A 22448-nucleotide genomic window follows, 5' to 3' on the forward strand; every position below is an offset into this window, starting at 1 on the left:
TTTCCATCGAATCGTCGCCGGACACCGGCTGTGCGCGGGCGCGCGCCCTATTCTCGACTCCATGGTGCCGGAACCCGAACTTGCGACCGAGCTTCCGACGGCCGAGGAGACGATCGACCTCGTCGAGCGCTGGCTGCGCCGCAGCGCCGGCCACCGCGCCGACGCCAACGCCGAGCGGCTCGCCGGGCTGCTGCAGGATCCGCAGGGCCTCGAATTCACGATCGGCTTCGTCGACCGCGTGGTGCGGCCCGAAGACCTCCGCATCGCGGCCCGCAACCTGGAGGCGCTGTCGCGTCAGGTTCCCGACTTCCTGCCCTGGTTCCTGCGGCTTGCCGTCGTCGTCGGGGGAGGGTTCGGCATCCTGCTGCCCTGGCCCATCGTGCCGATCGCGCGCGCCGTGTTCCGCCGCATGGTCGGTCACCTCGTGGTGGATGCGCATCCCCGGCGGCTCGGGCGCACCCTCGCCAAGCTCCGTGACGGTGGCGCACGCCTCAACGTGAACCTGCTCGGCGAGGCGGTGCTCGGCGAGCGCGAGGCGGAGCGCCGCCTGGAGGGGACGCGCGCGCTGCTCGCCCGCGACGACGTCGACTACGTCTCGATCAAGGTCTCGTCGGTCGTGAGCCAGCTGTCGATGTGGGGATTCGAGCACACCGTCGACCGGGTGATCGAGCGGCTGGTGCCGCTCTACCGGCAGGCCGCCGAGGCGCCGACCCCCAAGTTCATCAATCTCGACATGGAGGAGTTCCGCGACCTCGACCTCACGATCGCGGTCTTCACACGGCTGCTCGAGCGCGAGGAGTTCCACCAGCTCGAGGCCGGGATCGTGCTGCAGGCGTACCTTCCGGATTCGCTCGGGGCGCTCGAAGAGCTCACCGGCTGGGCGCGCAACCGCCGCCGCGAGGGCGGTGCGGGCATCAAGGTGCGCATCGTGAAAGGCGCGAACCTCGCCATGGAACGGGTGGATGCGGCGATCCACGGCTGGCCGCTCGCGACCTGGCCGTCGAAGACGGCGACCGACGCGCACTACAAGCGCCTGCTCGACCATGCCCTTCGGCCCCGCAACGCGGAGGCGGTGCGGGTGGGGGTCGCCGGCCACAACCTGTTCGATCTGGCGTTCGCGTGGCTGCTCGCCGAGAAGCGCGGCGTCACCGACCGGGTCGACATCGAGATGCTGCTCGGAATGGCGTCAGCGCATCAGGAGGCGCTGCGCGCGCAGTCGGGCGGAATCCTGCTCTACACCCCCGTCGTGCACGGCGACGAGTTCGACAGCGCCATCAGCTACCTGGTGCGGCGCCTGGAGGAGAACTCCAGCACCGAGAACTTCCTCTCCGGCGCGTTCGAGCTCGACGATCCGGCGATCTTCGAGCGGGAGGCCAACCGGTTCCGGTCCGCGCTCGCGCTGCTGGAGGCATCCATCCCCGCGTCGATGCGCACCCAGAATCGGATGACGCCCGACCTGCCGTGGAGCCGCCGACCGTTCGACAACGAACCCGACACCGACCCCTCGCGCGCCCCCAACCGGGCGTGGGCGACGGCGGCCCTCGAGCGCAGCCTGCACACGACGCTCGGCACGGCGCCGCTCGACGAGGCACGGATCGACACCGAGGAGGCGCTGCGCGCGTGCCTCAGCCGCGCTGCCCGTGCGGGGCGCGACTGGGGGAGCGCGTCGACGGAGGATCGCGCGGCGCTGCTCGAGCGCGTCGGGGACTCGCTCGCGGCGTTCCGCGGTCGCCTCATCGAGGTGATGGCGGCGGAGACCGGCAAGACGGTGGCCGAAGCGGATGTCGAGGTGAGCGAGGCCGTCGACTTCGCCCGCTACTACGCCGAGCGCGCTCGCGAACTGGACGCCGTCGAGGGTGCCCGCTTCGTGCCCGCCGGGGTGATCCTCGTCACGCCGCCCTGGAACTTCCCGGTGTCGATTCCCGCCGGGGGCGTGCTCGCCGCGCTCGCCGCGGGCAGCGCCGCGATCCTGAAGCCCGCCCCGCAGGCGCGGCGCTCAGGCGCGGTGCTCGCCGAGGCGATCTGGGAGGCGGGTGTTCCGCGCGACCTGTTCAGCTTCGTCGACGTGGAGGAGGGCGACCTGGGCCAGCAGCTGGTCACGGCGCCCGAGGTGGGGCGTGTCGTGCTGACCGGCGGCTACGAGACCGCCGCGCTGTTCCGCTCCTGGAAGCACGACCTGCCGCTGCTGGCCGAGACGAGCGGCAAGAACGCGATCATCATCACGCCGAGCGCCGACCTCGACCTCGCCGTGGGCGACCTGGTGAAGAGCGCCTTCGGCAACGCGGGCCAGAAGTGCTCTGCGGCATCCCTCGCGATCCTGGTCGGATCGGTGGCCCGCTCGGAGCGGTTCCGTCGGCAGCTCATCGACGCCGTGTCCAGTCTCGCGATCGGCCCGGCGGACGACCCGGCGACGCTCGTCGGCCCGCTCGTCGAGCCGCCGCACGGCAAGCTCGAACGTGCGCTCACCGAGCTCGACGAGGGCGAGAGCTGGCTGGTGCGTCCGCGCCAGCTCGACGGCACCGACCGGCTGTGGTCGCCGGGGGTGCGCGACCAGGTCGCCCCGGGCAGCACCACGCACCGCGTCGAATTCTTCGGGCCGGTGCTCGGCCTCATGGCCGCCTCCGACCTCGACGACGCGATCGCGCTGCAGAACGACGTCGACTACGGGCTGACGGCGGGTATCCACTCGCTCGATCCGAACGAGGTCGCCCACTGGCTCGCCGAGGTGGAGGCGGGCAACCTCTATGTGAACCGGCCGATCACCGGCGCGATCGTGCGCCGGCAGCCTTTCGGAGGGTGGAAGCGCTCCTCGGTCGGCACCGGGGCCAAGGCGGGCGGGCCGAACACGCTGTTCGTGCTCGGCGACTGGGAGCCGGTGACGGAGGAGCCGGACGGCGACCTGCGGCTCGATGCCCTCGACGATCGCGTGCGCGCCGTCGTCGAAGCGGTGCAGCCGGCGCTCGACTACGTGGGCTTCGACCTGGTGCGCCGCGGCGCCCTTCGCGACGCGGAGGCCTGGGATGCCGAGTTCGGGGTCGCGCGCGACGCCTCCGAGCTCGGGGTCGAGCGCAACGTGCTGCGCTACCGTCCGGCCGTCGTCGAGCTGAGGCTCGCCGCCGACGGGTCGATCGCCGAGTTCGCGCGCCTGCTGGCCGCCGCGGCGTTGGCGCGCTCGCCGCTCACGATCAGCTCCTCGCGCCCGCTGCCGGCGACGCTCGTGCCGCTGCTGGACACCGATTTCGGCGAGCTGCGCACCGACCGCATCCTGATCGAGTCGGACGCGGCCTGGGCCTCCCGGGTGCGTGACGAGCGGCCGCACCGAGTCCGGCTCGTCTCGGCGACGGGAGCGCTCGCCGCCGAGCTGCGCGAGGCGATCGAAGGCGATCCCGATGTCGCCGTGTGGGCGGGGCCGGTCACCACGGCCGGCCGCATCGAGCTGCTGACGTTCGTGCGCGAACAGGCGGTCTCGGTGACCGCGCACCGCTTCGGCAACCCCGACCACGGGTTCCTGGACCTGCGCGTGTAGCCCGCCCCGCGTCCCGCGCGCTCCACCACATATCCCCGTGAGCGGTGCGAAAAGTGCGGTGTTGGGGCCGTGCACCCCACGTTTGGCACCGCTCGCGGGGTGCTGGGCGGCGCGTGGCGCCAGCGTGCGCGGGCGCGTGGGCGCGTGGGTGCGCGGGGCGTGCAGGGTGCGCGGCACGGGGTGAGGCGTGCCCCGTGCGCGGATGGTGCTCCGACGCGCGCCTGACCCTCCGGCGAGCGGTGCGAAAAGTGCGGTGTTGGGACCGTACACCCCACGTTTGGCACCGCTCGCCGGGAGGTGGGGTGCGCGGGGAGCGGGTGTGGGCGTGGGGGTTTGCGGGCGCGCGGGTGTGCGGGCGCGGGCCGGGGCTAGGCGTCGAGGGCGGCGCGGGCCGCGTTCAGCGCGGCCGCCCGGTCGGCGCCCAGCGCGCGGGCGCGGGCGGCGAACTCGGCGGCCGCCTCCTGCAGCGATCGCTCGGCGGCATCCGTCGAGAAGGTGACGAAGGAGCCGTTGCGGCCGCGGGTCTCGATCACCCCGTCGGACTCGAGCTCGCGGTAGGCGCGGGCGACCGTGTTGGCGGCGAGGCCGAGCTCGGCGGCGAGGGCGCGCACCGTGGGGAGCTTGGATCCGGCGGCGAGCTCCCCGGAGAGGGCGGCATCCCGGATCTGCCGGCGCAGCTGCTCGAAGGGAGCCTCGGCGGCCTCGTGATCGATCGTGAGTCTCATGCGCGCGCCCCGGAGTGCTTCTCGAGGAACTCGTAGACCGCGGTCGTGTCGACGCCCGTGAAGGTGCCGGTCGGCATCGCGGCGAGCAGAGAGGCGTTCAGGCGCGCGCTCGGCCACGCCTTCTCGGCCCAGCGCTGCGACAGCTCGGCCGGGGGTCGCCGACAGCACGAGGGGTCGGGGCAGGTGGAGCGCAGTCGGCGCTGGGTGTCGCGCCCGCGGAACCACTTCACGTGCGCGAACGGCGTGCCGACGCTGACCGAGAAGTCACCGGCGGCGGTCGACTGGATGCTCGAGCTGCACCAGTAGGTGCCGGCCGGCTTGTCGGTGTACTGGTGGAACGGGCTCAGCCGGTCGGCGACCTCGAACACCTGGCGCGCGCTCCACCAGCGGCAGACGATCTGCCCGTCGATGGCTCCGAGCGCGTCGGTCGGGAAGGCGGCGCCGTCGTTCTCGTAGGCCTTCGAGATGGTGCCGCTGGAGTGCACCTTGAGGAAGTGCACCGGCAGGCCCAGGTGCTCGGTGGCGAGGTTCGTGAAGCGGTGGGCGGCGGTCTCGTAACTGACGGCGAAGGCATCGCGCAGGTCTTCGACGCTCAGCTCGCGGGCCTGCTTGGCGGCACTGAGGAACGCCACGGCGCTCTCCTCCGGAATGAGCAGCGCGCCCGCCAGGTAGTTGGTCTCGACGCGCTGCCGCAGCAGCTCGGCGTAGTCGTGCGGCTCCTTCTTGTCGAGCACGTGCGCCGCGAGCGCCTGCAGCAGTGTGGAGCGCGGATCCGTGTCGCCGTGCCGCACCGGCAGGTAGATGCGCCCGTTCTCCTTGTCGGTGACGCTGCGCGTGGAGGCCGGAAGGTCGGGCACGTAGTGCAGCGAGAACCCGAGGTGCGCGGCGAGCTCGGAGGCGACGCGCTGGGAGAGCGGCCCGCCGCTGTGGCCGACGGCCGCGAGCAGCTCGCGGGCGGTGCGCTCGAGCTCCGGGAAGTGGTTGCCGCGCCGGCGCTGCTCGGCGCGCAGCTCGGCGTTCGCCCGCCGCGCCTCCTCGGGGGTGGCGGCGCGCTGCCGGTGCAGGCGCTCCAGCTCGTCGTGCAGCCGCAGGATCGTGGCGATCGCCTCGTCGCTGAGGCCTTTGCGCACCGGGACCGGGGGCAGCTCGAGCGAGGAGAAGATCGGGCCGCGGCCGGCGCGCTCGAGCGCGATCTCGAGCGCATCCCGCGAGCTCGGCGGCTCGGGGGAGAGCAGCTCGTCGAGGCTCACCTCGAGGATGCGGGCGAAGCGCTGCAGCTCGCCCACCTTGAGCTCGCGCTTGCCGTTCTCGATCACCGAGACCTGCGACGGCGCCCGGCCGATCGCCTGTGCGAGCACCTCGAGGGTCATCCCGCGGTCGGAGCGCAGCTGTCGGATGCGGCGGCCGATGGTGAGCGGATCGAGCATGCCTTCATCGTCGAGGGCGGCGGCGTCGAGGGGGGCCATTCCGACAGCATCCCAGGTCCGATTGTTCTTCGCATCAGAAATACCGGGGAATTTCTGCCCGAAGTCCCGAGAAATTCCGGGTACGGCGGGCGCACAGTCGAAGCACGACGTCAGCAAAGGAGCAGTCCATGAGCATCAACCCCCCGCGTCCCGGCGACCAGACGCAGACCGCCGCCGAACTCCAGCACGAGTGGGACACCGATCCGCGGTGGGCCAACGTCCGCCGCGACTACACGGCCGAGGACGTCATCGCCCTCCGTGGCCCGGTCCGGGAGGAGCGCACGCTCGCCCGTCGCGGGGCCGAGAACCTGTGGGAGCTGATCCAGGCCAACAGCGAGAACCCGGAGGAGTGGGTGGCGGCGCTCGGCGCCCTCACCGGCAACCAGGCCGTGCAGCAGGTGCGCGCCGGGCTCAAGGCCATCTACCTCTCCGGCTGGCAGGTCGCCGGCGACGCCAACCTGTCGGGCCAGACCTACCCCGACCAGAGCCTCTACCCGGCGAACTCGGTGCCGGCGGTGGTGCGGCGCATCAACAACGCGCTGCAGCGCTCGGCTCAGATCGAGTTCACCGAGGGCGACGCCTCGCGCGACTGGATGGTGCCGATCGTCGCTGACGCCGAGGCCGGCTTCGGCGGCCCGCTCAACGCCTACGAGCTCATGCACTCGATGATCGAGGCCGGGGCTGCGGGTGTGCACTGGGAGGACCAGCTGGCGAGCGAGAAGAAGTGCGGTCACATGGGCGGCAAGGTGCTCATCCCCACCGGCCAGCACATCCGCACCCTCAACGCCGCCCGGCTGGCCGCCGACGTCGCCGACGTGCCGACGATCGTCATCGCACGCACCGACTCGCTCGCCGCCACGCTGCTGACCAGCGACGTGGATGAGCGGGACCGCCCGTTCCTCTCCGGCGGCCGCACGAGTGAGGGCTTCTACGAGGTCGAGAACGGCATCGGTCCGGTGCTCGCCCGCGGCCACGCCTACGCGCCCTACGCCGACCTGCTGTGGGTGGAGTCGAGCGAACCCGACCTGGAGCTCGCGCGCACCTTCGCCGAGAGCATCCACGCCGAGTTCCCCGGCCAGAAGCTCGCCTACAACTGCTCGCCGAGCTTCAACTGGAAGCGACACCTCGACGACGACACCATCGCGAGATTCCAGCGCGAGCTGTCGGCGATGGGCTACGCCTTCCAATTCATCACGCTTGCCGGCTTCCACTCCCTGAACCACGGGATGTTCGAGCTGGCGCAGGGCTACTCGACGCGGCACATGAGCGCCTACGTCGAGTTGCAGGAGGCGGAATTCGCCGCCGAATCCCGCGGCTACACCGCGACCAAGCACCAGCGCGAGGTGGGAACCGGGTACTTCGACCGGATCTCCACTGCCCTCAACCCGGACAGTGCCACTCTCGCGCTCGTCGGCTCCACCGAGTCTGCGCAATTCCACTAGGCCGCTCAGGCACGAGACACGCGACACAACAGGAGACGATCATGACTCACCCCATCCGGATGGAGGTGCTCGGTCCGCAGGACGAGAGCACCGCACGCATCCTCACGCCGGAAGCGCTGCGCTTCCTCACCCGACTGCACGACATCTTCGCCGGGCGCCGCCAGGAGCGGCTCTCCGGACGGATGCTGTTCCGTCACGCCATCGACAACGGCCGCAACCTGCGGTTCCTCGACGAGACCAAGCCGGTGCGCGAGAACACCGAGTGGCGCGTCGCCGGCGCCGGTCCCGGACTCGAGGACCGTCGCGTCGAGATCACCGGCCCGACCGATCGCAAGATGACGGTCAACGCGATGAACTCGGGAGCCAAGGTGTGGCTCGCCGACCATGAGGATGCGCTCAGCCCGACCTGGGAGAACGTCATCGGCGGCCAGCAGAATCTGTTCGACGCGATCCGTCGCCAGATCGACTTCACCTCGCCGGAGGGGAAGCGCTACGAGCTGGGCGAGGAGACGCCAACGATCGTGTTCCGCCCGCGCGGCTGGCACCTGGTCGAGAAGCACCTCCGCTACACCGACCAGGCGGGGATCGCCTCGCCGGCGAGTGCCTCGCTGGTCGACTTCGGGCTGTACTTCTTCCACAACGCGCAGGAGCTGATCGCGCGCGGCACGGGACCGTACTTCTACCTGCCGAAGCTCGAGAACCATCTCGAGGCCCGGCTGTGGGACGACGTCTTCACGTTCAGCGAGAACGCGGTCGGCATCCCGCACGGCACGATCCGCGCCACGGTGCTGATCGAGACGATCACGGCCGCCTTCGAGATGGACGAGATCCTGTACGAGCTGCGCGAGCACTGCGCGGGGCTCAACGCGGGGCGCTGGGACTACATCTTCAGCATCATCAAGAACTTCCGCGGACGCGGGGCGCGCTTCACGCTCCCCGACCGCAAGGAGATCACGATGACGGTGCCGTTCATGCGGGCGTACACCGAGCTGCTCGTGCAGACCTGCCACAAGCGGGGCGCGCACGCGATCGGCGGCATGAGCGCCTTCATCCCCAACCGGCGCGACCCGGAGGTCACCGAGCGTGCGCTTGCCGCGGTCCAGGCCGATAAGCGCCGCGAGGCGGGCGACGGCTTCGACGGCACCTGGGTGGCGCATCCGGACCTGATCCCGACGGCGCGCGCCGAGTTCGACGCGGTGCTCGGCGAGCGGCCCAACCAGTTGGAGCGCCTCCGCGAGGAGGTGCACGTGACGGCGGCGCAGCTCACCGACCTCGACATCGACGGTGCGGTGACGGATGCGGGACTCGCGGCCAACGTGTCGATCGCGCTGCGCTACCTCGACAGCTGGCTGCGCGGCGTCGGCGCCGCCGCGATCGACGACCTCATGGAGGACGCGGCCACCGCGGAGATCAGCCGGTCTCAGCTGTGGCAGTGGATCCGCCAGGGCGTTGTCACCGCCGAGGGCACGCGGGTGACGGCCGAGCTCGTCGAGCGGCTGCTTCAGCGCGAGGTCGCCGAGCGCGGCGGAGAGGGCTCACGCATCGATGACGCGGCGGAGCTGTTCCGCGAGGTGACGCTGGGCGATGACTTCCCGACGTTCCTCACGATCGCGGCCTACTCGCGCTACCTGGTCGAGCCGGCCGCCGCGACTCCCCGCGCACGGGAGATGGTCGCCGCCTAGTCAGCCGCGACCGACTCGCCGCGGTCCCGCTCAGTGCCGAGCGGGACCGCGGCTCTCGTGTTCAGTCGTAGTTGCGGTGGATCAGCCGGGTGAGCACGATCGCGCTGCGCGTGTGGTCGACGCTCGGCGCCACGCGCACCTTCTCGAGGGCGTCTTCGAGCGAGGGGATGTCGCGCGAGCGCAGCAGCACGACCGCGTCGGCCGACCCGGTCACCGTGCTGGCGTCCACCACCTCGGGCACGCCTTGCAGGATGCGCTTGAGCTCGTCGGGGGCGACGGTGCCGCGGCAGAACAGCTCGACCCAGGCTTCGGTCGCCAGGCCGTCGACCTTCGGGTCGACCTGGATGGTGAATGCGCGGATCACCCCGTCGGCGACCAGGCGGTCGACGCGCCGCTTCACCGCCGAGGCCGAGAGGCCGATCTTGTCGCCGATATCGCCGTAGCCGGCGCGTGAGTTCTGGCGGAGGAGGTCGAGAATGCCGTAGTCGAGGTTATCCACGCGCCGATCCTACGCGGAAATGCTGCGTGAAACCCAGCGATCACGGCGAAAAGGTGCGCGCGGAGCCCGAATCCATCGGATGCATGCGTGCAACACTGGAAGCCATGACGATGACCGACTCCGCTTCCCTCGCTCCCGAACGTGTGGCGACCCAGCGCACGGTGCTGATGTGTCGTCCGGAGCACTTCACCGTCAGCTACCGGATCAATCCGTGGATGCATCCGGAGGAGCCGACCGACACCGGACTGGCGGTGCGGCAGTGGGACGAGCTCTACCGGATCTACCAGGAGCTCGGCTTCGAGGTGCACCTGATCGACCCGGTCGACGGTCTGCCGGACATGGTCTACGCCGCCAACGGCGGCTTCACCCTCGACGGCATCGCCTACGGCGCCCGGTTCCAGTTCCCGGAGCGCGCGCCGGAGGGCCCCGCCTACATGGAGTGGTTCGCGGCGAACGGCTTCGAGGTGCGCGAACCGGTCTTCACCAATGAGGGGGAGGGCGACTTCCTGCTCGTCGGCGACACGATCTTCGCCGGCACCGGTTTCCGCAGCGACGCCGCGAGCCACGACGAGCTGCGTCGCATCTACGACCGGGAGGTCGTGACCCTGCGCCTCGTCGACCCCAGCTTCTACCACCTGGACACCGCCTTCGCGGTGCTCGACTCGAACGGTGGACCGGGCAGCGTGGCCTTCCTCCCGAAGGCTTTCGACGCCGCCAGCCTCGACATCCTGGACGAGCGCTTCCCGGACGCCATCCACGTCACCGACGAGGACGCCGCCGTGCTCGGGCTCAACAGCTTCAGCGACGGGCGCAACGTCGTGATCGCCGCCCGCGCCGAGGACTTCGGTCGCCGGCTGCGCGAACGGGGCTTCGTGCCGCATCCGGTCGACCTGTCGGAGCTGCTGCTCGGCGGCGGGGGAGTGAAGTGCTGCACCCTGGAGCTGCGGCGATGACCGCGGTCGACGCGCGGAGCTACCTCGAGCAGGTCGAGGAGTTCGGCGCGCACAACTACCACCCGCTTCCGGTCGTGATCGCGAGGGGCGAGGGGGCCTGGCTCACCGACGTGGAGGGGCGCCGCTACCTCGACTGCCTGGCCGCCTACTCGGCCGTGAACTTCGGGCACGGCCACCCGGGGCTCATCGCCGCCGCGAAAGACCAGCTCGACCGGATCACCCTCACCAGCCGTGCCTTCCACAACGACCAGCTCGGACCGTTTCTCGAGTCGCTCGCCCGGCTGGCGCACAAGGACATGGTGCTGCCGATGAACACCGGCGCGGAGGCGGTGGAGAGCGCGATCAAGGTGGCGCGCGCCTGGGGCTACCGCGTGAAGGGCGTGCCGCACGACGAGGCGAAGATCGTGGTGGCCGACGGCAACTTCCACGGCCGCACGACGACGATCATCAGCTTCTCGAATGACGCGGAGGCCCGCGCCGACTTCGGGCCGTACACGCCCGGCTTCGTGAGCGTGCCGTATGGGGATGCCGAGGCGCTCGCCGCCGCAATCGACGAGAACACCGTGGCGGTGCTGCTGGAGCCGATCCAGGGCGAGGCGGGCATCGTCGTTCCGCCGGCGGACTATCTGCCCGAGGTGCGGCGCATCACCGCCGAGTTCGACGTGCTCTTCATCGCCGACGAGATCCAGTCGGGGCTCGGGCGCACCGGCGCCACCTTCCAGTGCGACAACGCGGGCGTGGTGCCCGACATGTACCTGCTCGGCAAGGCGCTCGGCGGCGGAATCGTGCCGGTGAGCGCGGTGGTCGCGAACCGCGAGGTGCTGGGCGTGCTGCGTCCCGGTGAGCACGGCTCGACCTTCGGCGGCAACCCGCTCGCGGCCGCCGTCGGCCGGGCCGTCGTGGAGCTGCTGGGGACCGGTGAGCTGCAGGCGCGGGCACGCGACCTGGGCGCGATCCTGCACCAGCGGCTCCGCGCGCTGCTCGGGCATGGCGTCGTCGCGGTGCGCTGCGTCGGACTGTGGGCGGGCATCGACATCGACCCGGAGCTCGCCACCGGCCGTCGGGTCTGCGAGCTGCTGGCCGAGCGCGGCGTGCTCGCGAAGGACACCCACGGATCGACGATCCGGCTCGCACCGCCGCTCATCATCGAACTGGCGGATCTGGAGTGGGCGGTCGACCAGCTGGAGGCCGTGCTGGCCGAGCTTCGGGGCGACGCGGTGGCCTGAGACGGCGCCCGCCTCACCCCGCACTGGCGCGAGAAGTGATGTTAGCCTAACCTAAGTTCGGTCAACCGAACCGGTTCGACTCCTGGCACCTCTCACGGAGTTCTTCCCCCCATGCACGCTTCACGTTCCCTGCCCCTGCTCGCCCTCGTCGCGAGCGCGGCGCTCCTCGTCGGCTGCTCTGCCGCGACCGACAGCGACTCGGTCGACTCGAGCGCCGACGGCGCGTTCACCCTGTACTCGGGCCGCGATGAGGAGCTGATCCAGCCCCTCATCGACATCTTCGAGGAGCAGTCCGGCATCGAGGTCGACGTCCGCTACGGCAACACGGCGGAGCTCGGCGCGCTGCTGCTCGAGGAGGGCGACCAGAGCCCCGCCCAGGTCTTCCTCTCCCAGGATGCCGGCGCGCTGGGCGCGCTCAGCCAGGCCGGTCTCTTCGCCGCGCTGCCGGACGACGTCGCCGAGGCGGTGCCGGCAGGCTTCACCTCGACCGACGGCAGCTGGGTCGGCCTCACGGGCCGCGCCCGCGTCGTCGTCTACGACGGCGAGGAGCTCACGGCCGACGAGCTGCCCGACACCGTACTCGAGTACGTCGAGCCGGAGTGGGCGGGCCGTCTCGGCCTGCCGCCCGGCAACGCGAGCTTCCAGTCCTTCGTCACCGCCCTGCGCGTCATCGAGGGCGAGCAGGCCGCCGAGGACTGGGTCGAGGCTCTCGCAAGCAACGACCTGCAGATCTTCGAGAACAACACCGCCACGCTCACCGCGGTCAACGAGGGGGCGCTCGACGTCGGCCTCATCAACCACTACTACTGGTTCCGTCAGGCCGCCGAGGTCGGCGCCGAGAACATGCGCGCGCAGATCGACTTCCTCGAGGCGGGCGACGCGGGCTCGATCGTCAACGTCACCGGCGCGGGCATCCTGAGCGGCGCCGCCGCCGACGCCGATGCGCTCGAGTTCGTGCGGTTCCTCATCTCGGAGGAGGCGCAGACCTACTTCGTCGAGCAGACCTTCGAGTACCCGCTCCTGCCCGGGGTGGCCGCCCCCGAAGGGCTCCCCGCCCTCGACTCGCTCGTCAACCCCGAGCTCGACCTGAGCGACCTCGACGATCTGGCGACGACACAGGAGCTGCTCGCCCGATACGGCCTGATCTGACCGAGGATCCGCACACGACGGCGGGAGTGAGGCGCACCTCGCTCCCGCCGTCGTGTGGGTTCGGCCGAGGGTGATGCAATAGAGCCATGGTCCGCCCGCTCGACGCCGTCGATCCGCCCGCACCCGCTGCGGCGGTGATCGCGCCCGTGATCGCGCCCGCGACGGCGCCTGCGACGGCGGGGCGACCACCGGTGCTGCTCGTGCTCGGAGCTGGCGTTGCGGCCGCCGCGGCCGCGATCCCGCTCGTCTACCTGGTGGTGCGGGCCACGGGCGGCGGCCTCGAGACGATGCTCGAGGTCCTGGCCCGCCCGCGTGTGCTCGAATACGCGGCGAACTCCCTCGGGCTCGCCGCGGCCGTCACGCTGACCGCCCTCGTGCTCGGCACCGCGACCGCCGTGGTGCTGAGCCGGTTGCGCGTGCCGTTCCCGCGCACGTGGTTGCTTGTCTCCTCCCTGCCTCTCGCCGTGCCCTCCTACCTCGCCGGCTACGGCTGGCTCGTCACGCTCCCCGCGATCAACGGGTTCGCGCCGAGCTGGATCCTGCTTTCCGCCGTGACGGTGCCCTACGTGACGCTGCCGGTCGCGGCCGCCCTGCGCGGGGCATCCGGCGACCTGGAGGGGGTCGCCCGCACGCTCGGCCGCGGCCCGCTGCGCGCCTTCTTCGTGGCGACCTGGCCGCAGGTGCGGCCCGCCGCGATCGCCGGCTCGCTGCTCGTCGCGCTGTACTCGCTGAGCGACTTCGGGCTCGTCGCCATGATGCGATTCCCGACGCTCACCTGGGGAATCAACCAGGCCTATGCGGCGAGCTTCGACCGGGCGCAGGCCGCCGTGCTCGCCCTGCTGCTCGTGGTGCTCGCCCTGGTGGTTGTCGTCGGCGAGCGCAGCGCGCGCGGGCAGCTTCCGCGACAGGCAGCGCGCGCGGTCGCGCCCCGCCGCATCCGGCGTGCGGCGCTCCTCGCGCTGCTGCCCGTCGTCGCCGCGGCCCCCGGCGTCGGGGTCGCGGTGCCGCTGCTCGGCCTCCTCGCGCGCCTGCTCGAGGCGCAGACGCTGCGTGAGCTCGATGTCGCGCGACTGTTGGAGGCGATCGGCGCGACCGTCGGAGTGGCGGTGGCGACGGCCCTGCTCGCCGTGCTGCTCGCGCTGCCCGTCGCCGCGCTCGCGAGTCGCTACCGCGGCCGGCTCGTCTCGGCACTCGAGTCGGTCAGCTATCTCGGACACGCCCTGCCCGGCATCGTCGTCGGTCTCTCGCTCGTCTTCTTCGCGCTCGCCGTCGTGCCCGCGCTGTATCAGAGCGCCGTCGTGCTCGTCTTCGCCTACGCGGTGCTGTTCGCACCGAAGGCGATCAGCACGATGCGGGCCGGGCTCGGCGATGTGCCGCCGCGCCTGGTCGCCGTGGCGCGCACGCTCGGCGCCTCGCCGCGGCGCGCCTGGTGGCGCGTGACGGTTCCCCTGGCGCTGCCGAGCGTCGGCATCGGCGCCCTGCTGGTGGCCATCGCCACCATGAAAGAATTGCCCGCGACGCTGCTGCTGCGCCCGACCGGGATGTCGACGCTCGCGACCGAGCTGTGGAATCGCACCGTGGTGGTCGAGTACGGGGCTGCCGCGCCGTACGCCGCGATGCTCGTGCTGCTGGCCGCCGTTCCGGCAGTCATCCTCTCGGGAGTCCGCACCGTCGCCAAGGAGGAGCTGTGAGCGATCTCGTCATCGACGGGGTGAGTGTGACCCACGGGTCGACGCTCGCGGTCGACGAGGTGTCGCTGCGCATCGACAGCGGCGATCTGGTCGCCGTGCTCGGGCCGAGCGGCTGCGGCAAGACGACCCTGCTGCTGGCAATCGCCGGGCTCCTGCCGGTCGGCCGCGGGTCGATCCGCATCGGGGAGCGCGAGCTCTCGCGGCCGGATCGCACGGTGCCGGCCGAGAAGCGCGGCATCGGCTGGGTTCCCCAGGAGGCCTCGCTCTTCCCGCACCTCTCCGTCGCCGACAACATCGGATTCGCGCTGCCGCGCGGGCGCGGTCGCGGCGCCGCCTCGGTGCGCGCTCGCCGCATCGCCGAGCTCGCCGAGCTGGTCGGCCTCGCGGGCTTCACCGGCCGTGCGCCCAATCAGCTCTCCGGGGGCCAGGTGCAGCGCGTCGCCCTCGCGCGGGCGCTGGCGCCGCGACCCGAGCTCCTGCTGCTGGACGAGCCTTTCGCCGCCCTGGACACGCAGCTTCGCGTCGGCCTGCGCCGCGAGGTCGCCGAGCTGTTGCGCGCGCAGGGCACGACCTCCCTCCTGGTCACCCACGATCAGGAGGAGGCGCTCACGCTCGCCGACAAGGTGGCGGTGCTGCGCGACGGTCGGCTCGAGCAGTTCGGCACCCCCGAGGAGATCTACCAGCACCCCGCCTCCGCGTGGGTCGCCTCGTTCGTCGGCGAGGTCGTTGAGCTCGACGGGCGCTGGCGCGCGGGACGCGTGCTCTGCGCGCTCGGCTCGGTCGAGGCGACCGCCGTCGGGTTCGCGCCCGCCGACGGCGACCGGGTGCGGCTCATGCTGCGTCCGGAATGGCTGGTGCCGCGCCCGGAGATGCTCGCGCACGCGGCGGCCGGCGCCGATGCGCGGGTCAGCGCGATCTCGTACGCGGGTCACGATGCGATGCTGACCTGCGATGTCACGGGCGGCCCGAGCGTGCGCATGCGAATGTCCACGGTCGAGCTGCCCGCGGTCGGTGATCAGGTGCGCCTCGCCGTTCAGCGCCCCGGCCTCGCGTTCCCGGTGGCCGCCTGATCGGTGCTCGCCTGACCGACGTCCGCGCGCCACGGCGCCGCGAGCCGCGCTGGTAGCGTCGGGCGCGTGAACGTGCTCCCCTCGACTTTGCCGTCGTCCACCCACACTCCTTTGCGCGGAGGTCCGACCCTGCGCTGGGGCATCCTCGCCCCGGGCCGGATCGCCCACGACTGGACCACGACGGTGCACGCCAACACCGACCAGCGGGTGGTGGCCGTCGCCTCGCGCTCGGCCGAGCGCGCTGCCGCCTTCGCGGCGATGCACGGCGTCGAGCGCTCGTACGGCGACTACGAGGCGCTCGTCGGCGATCCCGAGGTCGACATCATCTACATCGCCGCCCCGCACAGCGAGCACCGCGCGCTCGCCGAGCTGGCGATCGCCGCGGGCAAGCACGTGCTGATCGAGAAGCCGATGGCCACGAATGCCGAGGATGCGGCGGCGATCGTCGCGGCGGCACGCGCGGCGGGCGTGTTCGCGATGGAGGCGATGTGGTCGCGGTTCCTACCGCAGACCACGGTGCTCACCCAGCTTCTCGACGACGGCGTGCTGGGCGCGCCGCGGCAGGTGTCGGCCGACTTCGGCTCGCGGTTCCCGTTCGACCCCTCCAGTCGCGCCTTCGATCCCGCGCTCGGCGGCGGCAGCCTGCTCGACCTCGGGGTCTACTCGGTCTGGTTCTGCGGTCTCGTGCTCGGTCTTGATCCGACGAGCATCCGCACGAGCGGAAGCCTCGCGGTGACCGGGGTCGACGAGCAGGCGGTGGTCACGCTCGACTATGCGGGCGCGACCGCGGTCGCGAGCTCCAGCATGGTCGCGCATACGCCGATCGTCGCCGCGATCGGCGGCGAGAAGGCCGTGCTGAGCTTCGACAACCCATTCTGCGGCGTCGGCGGATTCGCGATCCGCGCCGACGACGAGCGGCTCGCCTGGCGCGACCCGGCTCCGCTGCTGTGGCGTGACGGGCTCTGCTATCAGGCTCCCGCGGTGGCGGCGCACATCGCGGCGGGGCGCACCGAGGCTCCGGAGCATCCGCTCGATCGCAGCATCGAGCAGCTGCGCGTCATCGATGAGGCGCGGCGCCAGCTCGGCGCGGCCTGAGCTCTCGGGGTGCGGCGCGTAGCCTGGGCGCGTGACCGCATTGACCCCGGACCTGCTCGACCGCATCCGCGCGCGTGCCGCGGACTACGACCGCGAGAACGCGTTCTTCTTCGAAGACCTGGAGGAGCTGCGCGCGGCGGGCTATCTCGCCCCGCGCTCCCTGCTCGAGACGGCGCGCGACCAGCGACTGCTGGCGGCCCACGCGCCGGCGACGGCGCTCGGCATCAACATGCACCTGGTCTGGGTCGGCGTGGCACGGGTGCTCCACGAGCGCGGCGACTCCAGCCTCGACTGGGTGCTGCGGGATGCGGAGGCGGGCGAGCTGTTCGCCTTCGGCAACAGCGAGCCGGGCAACGATCTGGTGCTCTGGGACTCGCTCACCACCGTTGACACCGTCGACGGCGGTTACGCCTTCACGGGCACCAAGATCTTCACCTCGCTCGCCCCCGCCTGGACCCGACTCGGCGTGTTCGGCAAGCAGGTCGACGGCCCCGACGGCCCGCGCCTCGTGCACGGCTTCCTCACCCGCGACGACGCGGGCGTGACGACGCTCGACGACTGGGACACCCTCGGGATGCGGGCGACGCAGAGCCGGACGACGAAGCTCGACCACGCGGTCGTGCCAGACGAGCGCATCTCGCGCTTCCTGCCGGTGGGACCGAACGCCGACCCGTTCGTGTTCGCGATCTTCGCCAACTTCCTGCTGCTGATCGGCTCGGTGTACGCCGGCATCGCCGATCGCGCGCTCGAGCTCGGCGTCGAGGCGGTGAAGCGCCGCACGAGCGTGAAGACCGGCACCAGCTACGACCGCGACCCCGACTTCCGGTGGCGGATCGCGGAGGCGGCGCTCGCCCTCGACGCCCTCGCACCCGATCTCGACACGCTCGCCCGCGATGTCGACGATCTCGTCGACCACGGCGCGGGGTGGTTCCGCAGGCTGACCGGCGCCAAGCACCGGGCGACCGAGACGGCGCGCGTGGTGGTGGATCACGCCATGCGCTCGGCCGGCGGCGGGGGCTACCGCTCCGCGAGCGAGCTGTCGCGGCTGCAGCGCGACGTGCTGGCCGGCATCTACCACCCGAGCGACACCGAGAGCGTTCACGCGACGGTTGCCGCCAGTCTCCTCGGCCCGCTCTAAGGTTCGCTTCGCTCGACGCCCGGGCGCTCGGCGCCCCGGGTGTTGACACCGTGCTCTCATTCGGCATAGTGTTCTGACTTGTATACAAGTACGGATACATGGTCAGCGGTGACCGGCAGGGTCGCCGCGCGACCTGCCGAACCGGAGGAGACCAGTGAGCACGACATCGTCGGCCGGCGAAGTGAGCGGGCAGAATTACCTCCGGGGGCAGATCGCCCGAGAGCTCACCGCCGCACTCGGGCCCGAGCACGTCAGCCAGGATCCCGCCGACCTCCAGGCTCAGGCCTCGGACTGGTCGTGGTACTCCAAGTTCCTCACCTACAAGGGCCTTGAGCAGCCCGCCGCGGACTTCGCGGTGCAGCCGGCGAACACCGCCGAGGTCGAGCGCGTGGTGCAGATCGCGAGCGACTACCGCATCCCGATCGTGACCCGCGGCGGCGGCTCCGGAACCCAGGGCGGCACCTTCGCCCCGTACGGCGGCATCTCGCTCGACCTGAGCCGTCTCACCGACATCGTCGAGATCGACGAGGAGAGCCTCGTCGTCACGACCGGCGCGGGCATCGACGGCCCGACGCTCGAGAAGGCGCTCAACGAGAAGGGCCTCACGCTCGCCCACTACCCGGGCTCGTACCACCTCGGCGCGACCATCGGCGGCTTCATCGCCGCCCGCGGCTCGGGCGTCGTCTCGACCAAGTACGGCAAGGCCGAAGACCAGGTGCTCCAGGTCGAAGCGGTCGTCGCCCCGGGCAAGACCATCACGACGCTTCCGGTGCCGAGCCACGCGGCCGGCCCCGACCTGCTGCAATCCTTTGTCGGCTCCGAGGGGACGCTTGGCGTCATCACCCAGGCCAGCCTGCGCATCGACCCGCTTCCCGCGGCGCGCGGCTTCCTGTCGTTCAGCTTCCCCGACATCTTCGCCGGAATCGAAGCCGGTCGGCAGATCATGACCAACCGGCTGCGCCCCGCCGTCATCCGTCTCTACGACGAGGCCGACAGCTACAAGCTGCGCGACTGGGTCGGAACCCCGTTCACCGGCACGCTCATGGTCATCATGTGCGACGGCTCCGAGGAGCTCGTCGATTACGAGACCCGCGCCATCACGAACCTCGTCGAGAAGGCGGGCGGCACCTCGCTCGGCCCCGAGGTCGGGCAGACCTGGTGGGAGGGCAAGTACGAGCCCTACGCCAAGGGCAAGCTGCCGCAGCCGCCGCTCATGTACGGCACTTTCGACCAGGTCGCGCGCTTCGCCGACATTCCGGCCATCTACCGGGCCAAGAAGAAGGTCATCGAAGAAGAGTTCGCCGAGTACGGCGCGCGCTACACCGCGCACCTCTCGCACTGGTACGACTGGGGCGCGATGCTCTACGACCGGTTCTACGTCGACGAGCCGCCGACCGACCCGGCCGAGGCGATGGACCTGCACGACCGGCTGTGGGACGCGGGAATCCTCGCCGGACTCGAGAACCGTGCCGTGCTGAACGACCACCACGGCGTCGGCATCAAGCTCGGTCGCTTCATGCGCCCGCAGTACGGCGCCGGCTTCGAGCTCATGCGTCAGATGAAGGACGCCTGGGACCCGGACGGGATCATGAATCCCGGAAAGCTCGGGTTCGGCCCGCCGCGCAACAGTCGCTGGTAGCCGTGCCCCACAACTGAATAGCGGCAACACCTGCAGAATGGCACCCAGTGCCCGAACTCAAAGGAGAGTAGTGATGCACCTGTCTATGCACAACTGGATGCGCGCGGAACCGATCGAGACCACGATCGCGCGCCTGGCCAAGTACGGCTACAAGAGCATCGAGATCTCGGGTGAGCCCGAGAAGTACGATGCCAAGCACGTCCGCGGCCTCCTGGACCACTACGGACTCAACTGCTGGGGCTCCGTCACCCTCATGGTCGACGGCCGCAACATGCAGTCCGGCGACGAGGCGGTGCGCGCCGAGAGCGTGCAGTACGTGAAGGACTGCATCCAGCTCGTCCACGACCTCGACGGCAAGATCCTCACCCTCGTGCCTGGCACGGTCGGCAAGGTCGTGCCCGACTCCACGCCCGAGAACGAGTGGGAGTGGCTGGTCGACGGCACCAAGGAGGTCTACGAGTTCGCTGAGGCCAAGGGCGTGCGGGTCGGCATCGAGCCGCTCAACCGCTTCGAGTCGTACCTGATCACGCGTGCCGAGCAGGCGCTCGCGCTGTGCGACGCGGTCGGCCCGAACCTCGGCGTGGTGCTGGACGCGTTCCACATCAACATTGAGGAGTCGAACCTCTACGACGCGATCCGTCTCGTCGGCGACAAGCTGGTCGACGTCCACGTCGCCGAGAACAACCGGATGCCCTGCGGCTACGGCGACTACGACTGGACCGAGTTCGTCGGCGTGCTCAAGGAGGTCGGCTACGACGGCGCCCTGACGGCGGAGTTCGTCGCCCCCGTCGATCGCACCCCGGCCAACAAGTACCCGAACGCGCTCGAGACCAACCTCGAGGGCCTGGACATCCCGCCGGAGCAGCTCAAGTTCATCATCGACCACGGCTCGTCGATCCTCACCGAGGAGTTCTACGACTGGCTGGTCAAGGTGAACTCGGAGACGCTGCTGCCGCTGATCAACGACCAGTGGTAGGCGCCTGAGCGCATGGGCAAAGTAGTCATCGTCGCGACGCTCGACACGAAAGGGCCGGAGGTCGCGTACCTGCGCGACCGCCTGCTCACCCTCGGCGTCGAGTCGCTCGTCGTTGACTCCGGAATCCTTGGCGAACCGGTGGGCATCGTGCCCGACGTGAGCCATGCCGAGCTAGCTGGGCGAGGCGGCATCACCCTCGCCCAGCTTCAGGCCTCCGGCACACGGGGTCGCGCGGTGGAGATCATGCGCGGCCTCGTGCAGGAGCTCGTGCGCGAGCGCTTCGCCGCCGGCGAGCTGATCGGCGGCATCAGCATCGGCGGGGTCGGATCCGTCATGGGGGCGGCCGCGATCCAGGAGCTGCCGGTCGGCGTTCCCAAGATCGTGATCGCGCCCACGGCGTCCGGTCATCACGAGTTCGGCCCCTACGTGGGGCTGAAGGACGTGATGGTGGTGCACTCGGTCGTCGACATCCTCGGGCTCAACCCGGTCATGACGACGGTGCTCGACAACGTGGCCGCGGCGATGGCGGGCATGCTCGCCCACGGTCACGCCCTCACGCCGCCGGAGGAGGGCCGCAAGTACGTGGCCGCCACGATGCTCGGCAACACCACCAAGGCCGTCGGGGCCGTGAAGGATGCGCTGGCCGAGCACGGCATCGAGACCGTCGTGTTCCACTCCAACGGGGTCGGCGGTCCGGCGATGGAGGAGCTCGCGGCCGAAGGTCAGTTCATGGGAGTCATCGACTACACCACGAACGAGATCAACGATCCGCTCGTGGGAGGCATCCACCAAGGCGGGCCCGACCGGCTGCGCGTCGTGGGCCGGCTCGGGATTCCGCAGGTGCTCGTGCCCGGCTGCATCGACTTCTCGGTGTGGGCGGCGGGGTCGATCCCCGAGAGCATGGCGGATCGGCCGGTCTACGACCACAACCCCGAGTACACGCTCGTGCGCGCCACGCACGACGAGAAGAAGCTCATGGGCAAGATCTTCGCCGAGCGGGTCAACGAGTCGACGGCCCCGGTGCACATCGTGATGCCGCTTCTCGGCCTCTCGATCCCGGCGACGCCGGACGGCCCGTTCTGGGATCCGGAGGGCGACCAGCTGTTCCTCGCCGAACTGCGCGCCCACCTCCGCGACGACATCACGGTCGAGACGACCGATCACCACATCAACGACCCCGACCTCGGACGACTCGTCGCCGAGCGGTTCCTCACCCTCATCAGCACAAAGGAGTAAGCCATGACCCGCCCCGAGCGCAAGATCGCGCGCCTCACCACCGGCGACGACGAGTTCCGCGACAAGTTCCGCTCCTGGAACCACGCGTACCTCTCCTACGTCGACATCGAGGAGTACCTCAAGACGAAGGACACGATCCTCGTTCCCATGGCGAGCACCGAGCAGCACGGTCCGCACCTGCCGCTCTACACCGACACGATCACCGCGATCGAGATCTCGGAGCGCATCTCGGAGCACATCGGGGTGCTGCACACGCCGCCGCTCTGGGCGGGCTACTCGCCGCAGCACATGTACGGCGTCGGCCAGGGTCGCGGCACCGTCACGCTGCGCGCGTCGACCCTGCTGAACCTGATGAACGACGTGGCGCGCAGCCTCATCCACCACGGCTTCAACCGGATCATCTTCATCAACGGCCACGGCTCCAACACCAAGGTCGTCGACCCGGTGCTGCGCAAGCTCCGCTACGAGACCGGCGCGCTGATCTCGTTCGTGAAGCCGTTCATGGAGCGCTACACGGGCGTGCTCGAGGGCCTGATGGAGAACCCGCCGGAGGAGACCCCCGGCTGGCACTCGAGCGAGCTCGAGACCTCGCAGGACATGGCCTGGAATCCGGACCTCGTGCGCATGGAGCGCGCGGTCGACACTCGGGCCCACACGCCGGCCTTCCTCCCCGACGCCTTCAAGAAGAACGACGGCATGCCCGACACCGAGTTCGAGGGCTACCAGTACTTCACCTTCCCGATGGACCACCACGAGTTCGTCGAGAACGGCATCATCGGCAACCCGATGCGCGCCACCGCCGAAAAGGGCGAGGAGGCGTTCCGCCGCTACAGCGAGCATGTCGCGCGCGGAATCCTCGAGCTCGAGAAGGTGCCGGTGGACGTGCACACGCGGGAATTCATCGACCGCACCATGTGAGTCCTATAGTTGGCTCG

Annotated in this window: 17 protein-coding genes; 14 read left to right on the forward strand and 3 right to left on the reverse strand. The window is 70.6% G+C overall.

Annotation, left to right across the window (positions count from 1 at the left end; translation table 11 throughout):
• The first annotated feature begins 61 nt into the window (after window positions 1-61).
• On the forward strand, window positions 62-3526 hold the full coding sequence (locus ACR3ZA_RS08415; protein WP_473661522.1) for a proline dehydrogenase family protein: 3465 nt from the start codon (window positions 62-64) through the stop codon (window positions 3524-3526).
• Between the two features lie 368 nt (window positions 3527-3894).
• Here the strand turns inward: ACR3ZA_RS08415 and ACR3ZA_RS08420 are convergent, their stop codons facing one another.
• Window positions 3895-4251, reverse strand: a complete 357-nt coding sequence (locus tag ACR3ZA_RS08420) for a GntR family transcriptional regulator (protein ID WP_473661523.1) — start codon at window positions 4249-4251, stop codon at window positions 3895-3897.
• Window positions 4248-5717, reverse strand: a complete 1470-nt coding sequence (locus ACR3ZA_RS08425) for a helix-turn-helix domain-containing protein (RefSeq protein ID WP_473661524.1) — start codon at window positions 5715-5717, stop codon at window positions 4248-4250. The genes ACR3ZA_RS08420 and ACR3ZA_RS08425 overlap by 4 nt, the downstream gene beginning before the upstream one ends.
• Before the next feature lie 128 nt (window positions 5718-5845).
• Between ACR3ZA_RS08425 and aceA the strand changes: the two genes are divergently transcribed.
• Window positions 5846-7159, forward strand: a complete 1314-nt coding sequence (gene aceA, locus ACR3ZA_RS08430) for an isocitrate lyase (RefSeq protein WP_473661525.1) — start codon at window positions 5846-5848, stop codon at window positions 7157-7159.
• A 41-nt stretch (window positions 7160-7200) separates the two neighbouring features.
• Window positions 7201-8841: a malate synthase A gene (gene aceB / locus ACR3ZA_RS08435; protein WP_473661526.1), complete on the forward strand. Its 1641-nt coding sequence runs from the start codon at window positions 7201-7203 to the stop codon at window positions 8839-8841.
• A gap of 61 nt (window positions 8842-8902) precedes the next feature.
• Here the strand turns inward: aceB and ACR3ZA_RS08440 are convergent, their stop codons facing one another.
• Window positions 8903-9340, reverse strand: a complete 438-nt coding sequence (locus ACR3ZA_RS08440) for an AsnC family transcriptional regulator (RefSeq protein WP_473661527.1) — start codon at window positions 9338-9340, stop codon at window positions 8903-8905.
• A gap of 104 nt (window positions 9341-9444) precedes the next feature.
• On the opposite strand from ACR3ZA_RS08440, the gene ddaH reads away from it, so the two are divergent.
• From ddaH to ACR3ZA_RS08495, 11 genes are all read left to right on the forward strand, one after another.
• The gene (gene ddaH / locus ACR3ZA_RS08445; protein WP_473661528.1) at window positions 9445-10293 is read left to right on the forward strand and encodes a dimethylargininase; all 849 of its coding nucleotides are present in this window, start codon (window positions 9445-9447) and stop codon (window positions 10291-10293) included.
• The gene (gene rocD, locus ACR3ZA_RS08450; protein WP_473661529.1) at window positions 10290-11519 is read left to right on the forward strand and encodes an ornithine--oxo-acid transaminase; all 1230 of its coding nucleotides are present in this window, start codon (window positions 10290-10292) and stop codon (window positions 11517-11519) included. The genes ddaH and rocD overlap by 4 nt, the downstream gene beginning before the upstream one ends.
• 111 nt (window positions 11520-11630) lie before the next feature.
• Window positions 11631-12668 (forward strand): extracellular solute-binding protein, encoded by a 1038-nt coding sequence (locus tag ACR3ZA_RS08455; RefSeq protein WP_473661530.1) that lies wholly within the window; start codon window positions 11631-11633, stop codon window positions 12666-12668.
• A gap of 86 nt (window positions 12669-12754) precedes the next feature.
• Window positions 12755-14359: an ABC transporter permease subunit gene (locus tag ACR3ZA_RS08460; RefSeq protein ID WP_473661531.1), complete on the forward strand. Its 1605-nt coding sequence runs from the start codon at window positions 12755-12757 to the stop codon at window positions 14357-14359.
• Window positions 14356-15429, forward strand: a complete 1074-nt coding sequence (locus ACR3ZA_RS08465) for an ATP-binding cassette domain-containing protein (RefSeq protein ID WP_473661532.1) — start codon at window positions 14356-14358, stop codon at window positions 15427-15429. The genes ACR3ZA_RS08460 and ACR3ZA_RS08465 overlap by 4 nt, the downstream gene beginning before the upstream one ends.
• Window positions 15430-15495: 66 nt before the next feature.
• Complete coding sequence (locus ACR3ZA_RS08470; RefSeq protein WP_473661533.1) at window positions 15496-16524, forward strand: Gfo/Idh/MocA family oxidoreductase; 1029 nt, start codon at window positions 15496-15498, stop codon at window positions 16522-16524.
• 31 nt (window positions 16525-16555) lie between these two features.
• The gene (locus ACR3ZA_RS08475) at window positions 16556-17662 is read left to right on the forward strand and encodes an acyl-CoA dehydrogenase family protein (protein WP_473661534.1); all 1107 of its coding nucleotides are present in this window, start codon (window positions 16556-16558) and stop codon (window positions 17660-17662) included.
• Between the two features lie 154 nt (window positions 17663-17816).
• A complete protein-coding gene (locus tag ACR3ZA_RS08480; protein WP_473661535.1) occupies window positions 17817-19301 on the forward strand; it encodes an FAD-binding protein in 1485 nt (494 codons plus the stop codon).
• A gap of 73 nt (window positions 19302-19374) precedes the next feature.
• On the forward strand, window positions 19375-20277 hold the full coding sequence (locus ACR3ZA_RS08485; RefSeq protein WP_473662300.1) for a TIM barrel protein: 903 nt from the start codon (window positions 19375-19377) through the stop codon (window positions 20275-20277).
• A 12-nt stretch (window positions 20278-20289) separates the two neighbouring features.
• Window positions 20290-21513, forward strand: coding sequence for a Tm-1-like ATP-binding domain-containing protein (locus ACR3ZA_RS08490; RefSeq protein ID WP_473661536.1), 1224 nt, complete (start codon window positions 20290-20292; stop codon window positions 21511-21513).
• A 3-nt stretch (window positions 21514-21516) separates the two neighbouring features.
• Window positions 21517-22431: a creatininase family protein gene (locus ACR3ZA_RS08495; protein ID WP_473661537.1), complete on the forward strand. Its 915-nt coding sequence runs from the start codon at window positions 21517-21519 to the stop codon at window positions 22429-22431.
• Window positions 22432-22448 lie beyond the last annotated feature (17 nt).

The sequence above is a fragment of the Herbiconiux sp. J20-20 genome (genome assembly GCF_057365085.1).

Excerpts from the sequence above, each read along its gene's own strand:
- ACR3ZA_RS08415 (WP_473661522.1), top strand. The coding sequence starts at position 62 with ATGGTGCCGGAACCCGAACTTGCGACCGAGCTTCCGACGGCCGAGGAG.
- ACR3ZA_RS08420 (WP_473661523.1), bottom strand. The coding sequence starts at position 4,251 with ATGAGACTCACGATCGATCACGAGGCCGCCGAGGCTCCCTTCGAGCAG.
- ACR3ZA_RS08425 (WP_473661524.1), bottom strand. The coding sequence starts at position 5,717 with ATGGCCCCCCTCGACGCCGCCGCCCTCGACGATGAAGGCATGCTCGAT.
- aceA (WP_473661525.1), top strand. The coding sequence starts at position 5,846 with ATGAGCATCAACCCCCCGCGTCCCGGCGACCAGACGCAGACCGCCGCC.
- aceB (WP_473661526.1), top strand. The coding sequence starts at position 7,201 with ATGACTCACCCCATCCGGATGGAGGTGCTCGGTCCGCAGGACGAGAGC.
- ddaH (WP_473661528.1), top strand. The coding sequence starts at position 9,445 with ATGACGATGACCGACTCCGCTTCCCTCGCTCCCGAACGTGTGGCGACC.
- rocD (WP_473661529.1), top strand. The coding sequence starts at position 10,290 with ATGACCGCGGTCGACGCGCGGAGCTACCTCGAGCAGGTCGAGGAGTTC.
- ACR3ZA_RS08455 (WP_473661530.1), top strand. The coding sequence starts at position 11,631 with ATGCACGCTTCACGTTCCCTGCCCCTGCTCGCCCTCGTCGCGAGCGCG.
- ACR3ZA_RS08460 (WP_473661531.1), top strand. The coding sequence starts at position 12,755 with ATGGTCCGCCCGCTCGACGCCGTCGATCCGCCCGCACCCGCTGCGGCG.
- ACR3ZA_RS08485 (WP_473662300.1), top strand. The coding sequence starts at position 19,375 with ATGCACCTGTCTATGCACAACTGGATGCGCGCGGAACCGATCGAGACC.
- ACR3ZA_RS08490 (WP_473661536.1), top strand. The coding sequence starts at position 20,290 with ATGGGCAAAGTAGTCATCGTCGCGACGCTCGACACGAAAGGGCCGGAG.
- ACR3ZA_RS08495 (WP_473661537.1), top strand. The coding sequence starts at position 21,517 with ATGACCCGCCCCGAGCGCAAGATCGCGCGCCTCACCACCGGCGACGAC.